Source organism: Micromonospora sp. URMC 107 (assembly GCF_051386315.1).
GTDB lineage: Bacteria > Actinomycetota > Actinomycetes > Mycobacteriales > Micromonosporaceae > Micromonospora.
This window is the reverse complement of sequence record NZ_JBPQTK010000184.1, coordinates 1-8,596: the sequence shown is the minus strand read 5'-3', so window position 1 is coordinate 8,596 and position 8,596 is coordinate 1. Positions and strand designations below refer to the sequence as shown.

Here is an 8,596-nt window from a genome sequence, read left to right as displayed (position 1 = left end):
CACCAACCCGGCGCCACCACCCGCCTACGCCGGCAACCGCTCGTCCACCACCGTCTGCGCGACGAGGAAATCCACCACGTCCGCCAGCCGACCCCGACGACCCGCCGCCGCCCGCTGCCGCGCCGCACCGCTGCCCACCACCAGCAACCGCCCCAACCAGCCCCGCACCAGATCCTCGTCCCCACACGCCCGCAACACCGGCGCCAACCAGTCCACCACCTCGCCCAGCACCTCACGCGCCGGCCGCAACCGCCCCGTACCCGCCTCCAGCAACGCACCCTCCAGGCCATCGCGCGCCGCCCGCCAGTACGCCGCCCGCAACCACTCCCCGGCAACCTCCGGACCATGGTCACCCCGATCCACCGCCTCCAACCCCCGCACCACCAACGCCCGCACCAACGCCGCCACCAACGCCGACTCCTGCGCCGACACCGGCACATCCGCCACCCGCACCTCCAACGTCGGATGCGACACCGACGGCCGGACGTCCCAGAACAACGTCCCCGGATCCACGACCGCCCCCGCCGCCGACAACATCTGCACCACCCGCTCGTAGTGAGCCAACGACGTGAAACGCGGCGGCGGCCCCGCCACCGGCCACCGCGGCCAGACCATCGACCGCCAACTCGCGTAACCCGAATCCCGCCCCTCCCAGTACGGCGAGTTCGCCGCCAACGCGATCAACAACGGCAGATGCACCCGCAGATGGTTACTGACCAGCAACGCCCGCTCCCGGTCCGGCAACTCCACGTGCACGTGCAACGCACAGATCGCCAACTCGTCGTGCAACCCCCGAAACGTCGCCGTACCCAGATCCTGCCTCGGCCCCCGAGTCACCGGCGGCGACGTCGCCCCCGCCAGCACCGGCGTACCGGTCGCCACGATCCGCAACCCGTCGACCGCCGCACACTCCGCCACCACCCGACGTGCCTGCACCAACTGCTCCAACAACAGCCGCACCGACGACGTCGGATCCGTCCTGGTCTCCACGTGCAACGTCGTGATCTCACCCGACACCCGCGAACCCAATCGCGCCGCCGCCCGCTCCACCACCGCGCCCGCACCCGGCACCATGGCCTCCACTCACGACACCGCGGGCGACCCGCCCGACCCGACCAGGCCGACAGGGTAGCCCAACCAGTAACGGCCAAGACACCCTCAGTCAACGCCCCACCGCCGGGCCCACCCCGCCCGGACCGCTGTGGCAAGCTGACACCAGACGCGACTGGCGGCCAGAGGATGGACACCAAACCATCGGGGAGCTCCACCGCGCGGAGGTCGACCGCCTGGGCCCCGCCGGCAGAGGAGCAGCATGCCCACCGCCCGACTCCTGCCCGGCACCCCCGTCGCCGAACGCATCCTCACCGACGTCGCCGCCGGCGTCACCGCACTGCGCGCCGCCGGCATCACCCCCGGCCTCGCCACCATCCTCGTCGGCGACGACGACGCCAGCGCCGGCTACATCCGCATCAAGCAACGCCAGGCCACCGAACTCGGCTTCACCTCGCCCCACGTACACCTGCCCGCCACCGCCACCCAGGCCGACCTGCACCGCGCCATCGCCGACTTCAACACCGCACCCGACGTGCACGGCCTGCTCATCCAGCACCCCATCCCCACGCACCTCGACTACGACCGGGCCCTGCAGACCATGGACCCCGACCTCGACGTCGACGGCATGCACCCGCTCAACATGGGACGCCTCGCCCTCGGCCTGCCCGGCCCGCTGCCCTGCACCCCCGCCGGCATCGAAGCCCTGCTCGCCTTCCACGACATCCCCGTCGCCGGACGCGACGTCGTCATCCTCGGCCGCGGCGCCACCCTCGGCCGCCCCCTCGCCCTGCTGCTCACCCAGAAACGACCCACCGCCAACGCCGCCGTCACCGTCGTCCACACCGGCGTCCCCGACTGGGCCACCCACACCCGACGCGCCGACATCCTCATCGCCGCCGCCGGCGTCCCGGGCATCATCCAGCCCGAACACGTCCGCCCCGGCGCCGTCGTCATCGGCGGCGGCGTCCGCTACGAGGGCCGACGCCTCCTACCCGACGTCGCCGAGACCTGCGCCGACGTCGCCGGCGCCATCACCCCCCGCGTCGGCGGGGTCGGCCCCACCACCGTCGCCATGCTCTTCCGCAACGCCCTCGACGCCGCCCGCCGCGCCACCGGCCACGCCTGACCCACCCGTCCCGCGGCGACACCCCACCCACACCGGTCCGGCGGCGGGTGTCGCCGCCGGACCGGTGCGACCTACCAGGCCCGGCCCGGAACACCGCGACCGCGCGCCCTCACGACCCCGCCTGCCGGTCCACCAACCCCGCCAACGCCCGATTGGTACGGTTGGACCGCACCGCCGCGCGCTGCTGCCCGGCCGTCACCTCGATGTACGTCTGCGACGACGCCAACGACGCGTGACCCAGCAACCGCATGATCTCCGCCGCGCTCGCCCCGTCCTCCGCCAACCGCGTCGCGAAGGTGTGCCGCAGCGCGTGCAACCGCGCCCCGCGCGGCACCCGATCGGTGATGCCCGCCCGCCGGTAGCAGGACTCCACGAGGTACTGCAGCCCACCCCGGCGCAGCGGTTCACCCTGGCGGTCCACCAGCAGCGGCGCGTCCGGCCGCACCGTCCGCGACCCGAACCGGCGGACCCGGCTGTCCAGGTAGCCCACCAACACCCCGTCCAGTTCCGGCTCGATCGGCACCACCCGCGGCCGACCGCCCTTGCCGGCCACGTCGACCCGCCGCTCGCCCGCCCGGCCCGTCAACGACCCCACCCGCAGCGCCAGCAGCTCCGACAGCCGCAGCCCCGCGCAGAGCGCCAACGCCAGCACCGCCAGGTCGCGCTCCGGCCACGGGTCGCGCTGCCGCCCCTCCTGCCGGGCCACCGAGGCGAGCAACTGCTCGGGAGTGTCTGCGCCGCGCAGCGGCTTGGGCTGGGGGAGAGGCGCCCGGGGACGACCGACCGCCGGCATCGGGTTGCCGGCGACCACCCCGTCGGCGACCAGGAACGAGAAGAAGCTGTTCCAGGTGGACCACGCCCGGTGCACCGACGCGGCCGCGCGGGGAGCGGCGAACCGGGCGAACGCCGCGCGCATCACGCGGGCGCTGAGGGCGGCGACGGGCAGCGCGTCGAGGGGGAGGGGAGGGGTGGTTTCCTCGGCCGCAAGCGCGGCGACGGCGCGCAGGTCCCGCCGGTACGCCTCCAGCGTGTGGGGGGAGGGCTTGCGGGTGGCGCGCGCCGTCAGGAACTCCTCGATCAGCCGCTGTACCGATTCGTCCTGTTTGTCATGCATAAGCGATATTATGCATGATTTTCGGGTTGACCGACAGCCGAGGGGGAGGGCATGCGGCGGTACGTGCTGACGGGTGCGCCGGGGGGCGGGCAGGACGACGCTCGCCGACGCGCTGCGCCGACGTGGTCGCGGAGGCGGCCACCGAGGTCATCGCGGCAGGGCGGGAGCGGGGCGTCGCCGAGCCGTGGCAGGAGGAGGGCTTCGTCGAGGCGGTGGCAGGGCTCCAGCCAAGCGCCGCGAGGCGTCCGGGGGATGCGGGTCGGTGCAGGTCCACGACCGGTCGCCGTTGTGCGCGTTGGCCCTCGCGGGGCACCTGGGCGCGCGCCGGGCCGCGTGCTCACCGGGGACCTGCGGCGGGTCCTGCGCGACGGCACCCGCCAGCGGCAGGTGCTCCTGGTCGAGCCGCTGAGCTTGGTGACGCGCAGCCCCGCCCGCCGGATCGGCTACGCCGAGTCGCTGGGGTTCGCCCGCGTGCACGAGGAGGCCCACCGGGCGCACAGCCATCTGATCGCGGTGCCGCCCGCGCCGGTGCGGGCACGGGTCGCGCTGGTGGAAGCGCAACCGCGGCGCCTCGCGGCGCTGCCGCCCGAGCGGGCCGAGGGAGTGCCCGATCCTGCTTACTTGACATAATGTACATTATCGAATCGGGAGATATGGCAGCTGGGGCGGGCTTCGGGAGGCACCGTACCGGCGGCGGGCCCTGCGTAGGGCCCGCCGCGCCTCGACGACACCCGGTCGGCCGTCTCCCCGCGGATCCGTGCACCGGACCCGACCCCCGCGCGACCCGAAAGCGCCAGGCGCTGATGCACGGGCTCGATCGCGGCCGAACCCCCGCTGGCGCCACCGCCCGGGCCGACGTTGCGTGCTCGCGGCGGACGAACCTGGATCCGCCGCGCGCACAGCCCCGGCCGCCTTCGGCGCTCGTCGTGGCACCGACCGTCACCCAGCGAGGCGATTCGGTCCCCCACCGTCAGCACGGAACGCGAGTGCGTCCCGCAAACTCCTCGGCGAGCATGGGCCGCTCCCCCGGCCGTGGCCTCGCCGCGCACGCTGCCGCACCTGCTCAGCGGTCAGCGGTCCTCCAGCGTCCACCAGGTTCCTCGGTCAGGCGCCGACGTAGGCGGCGAGGTGTTCGCCGGTGAGGGTGGAGCGGGCGGCGACCAGGTCGGCGGGGGTGCCCTCGAAGACGATCCGGCCGCCGTCGTGGCCCGCGCCGGGGCCGAGGTCGACGATCCAGTCGGCGTGTGCCATGACGGCCTGGTGGTGCTCGATGACGATGACGGACTTGCCGGAGTCGACGAGGCGGTCGAGCAGGGCGAGCAGTTGCGCGACGTCGGCGAGGTGCAGGCCGGTGGTCGGTTCGTCGAGGACGTAGACGCCGCCCTTCTCGGCCATGTGGGTGGCGAGCTTGAGTCGCTGCCGCTCGCCGCCGGAGAGGGTGGTGAGCGGCTGGCCGAGGCTGAGGTAGCCCAGCCCGACGTCGGCGAGTCGGGTCAGGATGGCGTGGGCGGCCGGGATGCGGGCGTCGCCGGCGCCGAAGAACTCCTCGGCCTCGGCGACCGACATGGCGAGCACCTCGGCGATGTTCCGGCCGCCCAGCGTGTACTCCAGCACGGACGCCTGGAAGCGCTTGCCCCCGCACTCCTCGCACGTGGTCTCGACGGTCGCCATGACGCCCAGGTCGGTGTAGATGACGCCGGCGCCGTTGCAGGTGGGGCAGGCGCCCTCGGAGTTGGCGCTGAACAGCGCGGGCTTGACGCCGTTGGCCTTGGCGAAGGCCTTGCGGATCGGGTCGAGCAGGCCGGTGTAGGTGGCCGGGTTGCTGCGTCGTGAGCCGCGGATCGCTCCCTGGTCGATCACGACCACGCCGTCGCGTCCGGCGACCGAGCCGTGGACGAGTGAGCTCTTGCCGGAGCCGGCGACGCCGGTGATGACGCAGAGCACGCCGAGTGGGATGTCGACGTCGACGTCGCGCAGGTTGTGCGCGGTGGCGCCCCGGATCTCCAGCGCGCCGGTGGGGGTGCGCACGGTCGCTTTCAGGGTGGCCCGGTCGTCGAGGTGGCGGCCGGTGACGGTGCCGCTCCCCCGCAGGCCCTGCACGGTGCCTTCGAAGCAGACCGTGCCGCCCTGCGTGCCGGCGCCGGGGCCGAGATCGACGACGTGGTCGGCGATCGTGATGGTCTCGGGCTTGTGCTCGACGACGAGCACGGTGTTGCCCTTGTTGCGCAGTTGCAGCAGCAGGTTGTTCATCCGCTGGATGTCGTGCGGGTGCAGGCCGATGGTGGGTTCGTCGAAGACGTAGGTGACGTCGGTGAGGGATGAGCCGAGGTGGCGGATCATCTTGGTGCGCTGTGCCTCTCCCCCGGACAGGGTGCCGGCCGGGCGGTCGAGCGAGAGGTAGCCCAGGCCGATCTGCTCGAACGAGTCGAGCAGGTGTTGCAGCCCCGTGAGCAGGGGGGCCACCGAGGGTTCGTCGAGTTCGCGCACCCATCCGGCGAGGTCGCTGATCTGCATGGCGCAGACGTCGGCGATGCTCTTGCCGTTGATCTTCGAGGAGCGGGCCTCCGGGCTGAGCCGGGTTCCGTTGCAGTCCGGGCAGGTCTGGAAGGTCACGGCCCGCTCGACGAAGGCCCGGATGTGCGGTTGCAGGGCGTCGACGTCCTTGGAGAGGAACGACTTCTGGATCTGCGGGATGATCCCGGCGTACGTCAGGTTGATGCCGTCGATCTTGATCTTGGTGGGCTCCCGGTGGAGCAGGTCGTGCAGTTCCTTCTTGGTGAACTTGCGGATCGGCTTGTCGGGGTCGAAGTAGCCGCAGCCGCGGAAGATGCGGCCGTACCAGCCGTCCATGCTGTAGCCGGGGATCGTGATCGCGCCCTCGTTGAGCGACTTGTCGGCGTCGTACAGGGCGGTCAGGTCGATGTCGTTGACGGTGCCCATGCCCTCGCAGCGCGGGCACATGCCGCCGAGGCGGTGGAAGGTCGCCTTCTCGGCCTTGGTCTTGTTGCCGCGCTCGACGGTGATGGCGCCGCTGGCTGTCACGGTGGGGATGTTGAAGGAGTACGCGTTGGGTGAGCCGATGTGTGGCTGGCCGAGGCGGCTGAACAGGATGCGCAGCATGGCGTTGGCGTCGGTGGCGGTGCCGACGGTGGAGCGCGGGTTGGCGCCCATCCGCTCCTGGTCGACGATGATCGCCGTGGTCAGCCCGTCGAGCAGGTCGACTTCCGGTCGGGTGAGCGACGGCATGAAGCCCTGCAGGAAGGCGCTGTAGGTTTCGTTGATCATCCGCTGCGACTCCGCGGCGATCGTGCCGAACACCAGCGAGCTCTTGCCCGAGCCGGAGACGCCGGTGAACACCGTCAGCCGGCGCTTCGGTATCTCGACGCTGACGTCCTTGAGGTTGTTGACGCGGGCGCCCTGCACGCGGATCAGGTCGTGGCTGTCGGCGACGTGCTGCGCGGGTGCCTGCGTGGCCGTGCTCATCGTGTCTCCATCTGTTGCGGGGTCGCGTTCGGCGCCGCGACCGGTCATCCGTGCGGGGTGTGGCGTCGCCGGAGGGGTCAGCGCAGCTCGTTGATGCGGATGAGGTTGCCCGTGGGGTCGCGGAAGGCGCAGTCGCGGACGCCGTACGGCTGTGCGGTCGGTTCCTGGACGACGTCGGCGCCGCTGGCCTGCAGTCGGTCGAAGAGGCCGTCGAGGTCGTCGGTGGCCAGGGTGATGGCGGTGTAGCTGCCCTTGGCGATCAGTTCGAGGATGGTCTGGCGCTCGTCGTCGGTGATGCCGGGGTCGGCGGCCGGCGGGTGCAGGACGATGGACGTGCCCGGCTGGTTGGGGGGACCGACGGTGATCCAGCGCATCCCGTCGTATCCGACGTCGTTGCGGACCTCGAAGCCGAGGGTGTCGCGGTAGAAGGTGAGGGCGGCGTCCGCGTCGGTGTGCGGGAGGAAGGCGTAGTGGATGGTGATGTCCATGGCGGTCAGGCTAGTTGCGGCCGCGTGGCCCGTGCTTCTCGATTCCTGATCGGTCTGGTCACCTGTTTCGCGAGGCAGGGTGGCATCTCCGCCGTCGCGGGGGCGCTGCGGGCCCGGTAGGTGCTCGGCGGCACGCCGACGAGTTCGGTGAAGCGTGTGCTGAAGGTGCCCAGGGACGAGCAGCCGACGGCGAAACAGACTTCCGTGACGCTGAGGTCGCCGCGGCGCAGCAGCGCCATGGCGCGTTCGATGCGGCGCGTCATGAGGTAGGCGTACGGCGATTCGCCGTAGGCGAGGCGGAACTGGCGGCTCAGGTGTCCGGCCGACATGTTCGCGCCGCGGGCGAGCGCCTCGACGTCCAGCGGTTGGGCGTACTCCCGGTCGATCCGATCGCGGACGCGGCGTAGCCGGGCGAGGTCGCGCAGGTGTTGGGCTGCGGCGTCTCTGCTGGTCACGTGCAAGATCGTGCCACGTCCCGGCGGGGTTGCCCAGCAGGGTCGGCGGCCTGCCGCCGCCGTGTCGCCGCGGCGGGTGTATCGGATGGTGTCGGGGCGGGTCCGCCTGGGAGGCCTCGCGGCCCGGAGGTGTGAGCGTGGGCGCGGATGCCGAGATCTTCGTGTTCGACTACGGGCGCTACCGCGGTGAGGTCGTGCCGGCGCTGCGCACCGGTGCGGTGGTGCCGTGGCTCGGTGAGGTGTTCCGGTCCGCGGCGTCGATGGGCGGGTACGGCTACGGCGTGCTGTGGCCTCGGTTGGCGGCGCAGCTGCGGGAGCGGCCCACGGTTCTCGCGCGGTACTGCACGTGGCTCGGTCGCGACCTGCGCTACGTCGGGTGGACCGGGTCGCCGGCCGCGCGAGAACCGCGGGCCGCGCGGCGGGCGACGGGCTCAGGTTCGGCTGGTGCGGGGGCGGCGGGCGAGGACGAGGGTGGTGCGCAGGCGCAGTACGACGGTGCCGCCGAAGCCGTCCACGAGGGTGCGCATCGCGGTGGCCGCCCGCGTCTGCTGCTCGGCGGTGCGCTGCCGGTACGGGCCGAAGGTCTGCAGCAGGCGCAGGTAGCGGTCGGTGCTCAGGGGCAGGTCGCGGTGCAGGGTGTCGGCGCGCACGTCGGTGAACAGGTCGCTGCCGGTGATGTCGTGGTGGAACCAGTCGGCGCGGCGGCGGGTGGCGGTGGGGTCGATGGCGCGCAGCGTGGTGTCGACGGCGTGGGCCTGCGCGGGGTCGGCGTAGCCGTACTCGTGGCCGAAGACGGCGAGGGTGCCGCCGAAGCCGTCCACGAGGGTGCGCATCGCGGTGGCCGCCCGCGTCTGCTGCTCGGCGGTGCGCTGCCGGT

General features: G+C 72.5%; 8 protein-coding genes. 2 read left to right on the top strand and 6 right to left on the bottom strand.

What is annotated here, in order from left to right:
- Positions 1 to 24 precede the first annotated feature (24 nt).
- Positions 25 to 1,074, bottom strand: a complete 1,050-nt coding sequence (locus tag ACSNN9_RS26500; protein ID WP_436675964.1) for a carboxylate-amine ligase — start codon at positions 1,072 to 1,074, stop codon at positions 25 to 27.
- 238 nt (positions 1,075 to 1,312) lie between these two features.
- Here ACSNN9_RS26500 and ACSNN9_RS26495 point away from each other — a divergent pair, with 238 nt between their 5' ends.
- Entirely contained in the window at positions 1,313 to 2,179 is an 867-nt protein-coding gene (locus ACSNN9_RS26495) for a bifunctional 5,10-methylenetetrahydrofolate dehydrogenase/5,10-methenyltetrahydrofolate cyclohydrolase (RefSeq protein ID WP_436675963.1), read from the top strand.
- A gap of 109 nt (positions 2,180 to 2,288) precedes the next feature.
- Here the strand turns inward: ACSNN9_RS26495 and ACSNN9_RS26490 are convergent, their stop codons facing one another.
- The gene (locus ACSNN9_RS26490; protein WP_436675962.1) at positions 2,289 to 3,293 is read right to left on the bottom strand and encodes a tyrosine-type recombinase/integrase; all 1,005 of its coding nucleotides are present in this window, start codon (positions 3,291 to 3,293) and stop codon (positions 2,289 to 2,291) included.
- A gap of 333 nt (positions 3,294 to 3,626) precedes the next feature.
- Between ACSNN9_RS26490 and ACSNN9_RS26485 the strand changes: the two genes are divergently transcribed.
- Positions 3,627 to 3,923 carry a hypothetical protein gene (locus ACSNN9_RS26485; RefSeq protein WP_436675961.1) on the top strand — a complete coding sequence of 99 codons (297 nt, stop codon included), beginning with the start codon at positions 3,627 to 3,629 and terminating at the stop codon, positions 3,921 to 3,923.
- A 474-nt stretch (positions 3,924 to 4,397) separates the two neighbouring features.
- Here the strand turns inward: ACSNN9_RS26485 and ACSNN9_RS26480 are convergent, their stop codons facing one another.
- From ACSNN9_RS26480 to ACSNN9_RS26465, 4 genes are all read right to left on the bottom strand, one after another.
- The gene (locus ACSNN9_RS26480; RefSeq protein ID WP_436675959.1) at positions 4,398 to 6,776 is read right to left on the bottom strand and encodes an ATP-binding cassette domain-containing protein; all 2,379 of its coding nucleotides are present in this window, start codon (positions 6,774 to 6,776) and stop codon (positions 4,398 to 4,400) included.
- Between the two features lie 77 nt (positions 6,777 to 6,853).
- A complete protein-coding gene (locus tag ACSNN9_RS26475) occupies positions 6,854 to 7,264 on the bottom strand; it encodes a VOC family protein (RefSeq protein WP_436675958.1) in 411 nt (136 codons plus the stop codon).
- Between the two features lie 5 nt (positions 7,265 to 7,269).
- Complete coding sequence (locus tag ACSNN9_RS26470; RefSeq protein WP_436675956.1) at positions 7,270 to 7,719, bottom strand: helix-turn-helix transcriptional regulator; 450 nt, start codon at positions 7,717 to 7,719, stop codon at positions 7,270 to 7,272.
- Between the two features lie 431 nt (positions 7,720 to 8,150).
- Positions 8,151 to 8,596, bottom strand: a 446-nt coding sequence (locus ACSNN9_RS26465; RefSeq protein WP_436675954.1) for a hypothetical protein, incomplete at its 5' end; no start/stop codon positions are given.

Excerpts from the sequence above, each read along its gene's own strand:
- ACSNN9_RS26500 (WP_436675964.1), bottom strand. The coding sequence starts at position 1,074 with ATGGTGCCGGGTGCGGGCGCGGTGGTGGAGCGGGCGGCGGCGCGATTG.
- ACSNN9_RS26495 (WP_436675963.1), top strand. The coding sequence starts at position 1,313 with ATGCCCACCGCCCGACTCCTGCCCGGCACCCCCGTCGCCGAACGCATC.
- ACSNN9_RS26490 (WP_436675962.1), bottom strand. The coding sequence starts at position 3,293 with ATGCATGACAAACAGGACGAATCGGTACAGCGGCTGATCGAGGAGTTC.
- ACSNN9_RS26480 (WP_436675959.1), bottom strand. The coding sequence starts at position 6,776 with ATGAGCACGGCCACGCAGGCACCCGCGCAGCACGTCGCCGACAGCCAC.
- ACSNN9_RS26475 (WP_436675958.1), bottom strand. The coding sequence starts at position 7,264 with ATGGACATCACCATCCACTACGCCTTCCTCCCGCACACCGACGCGGAC.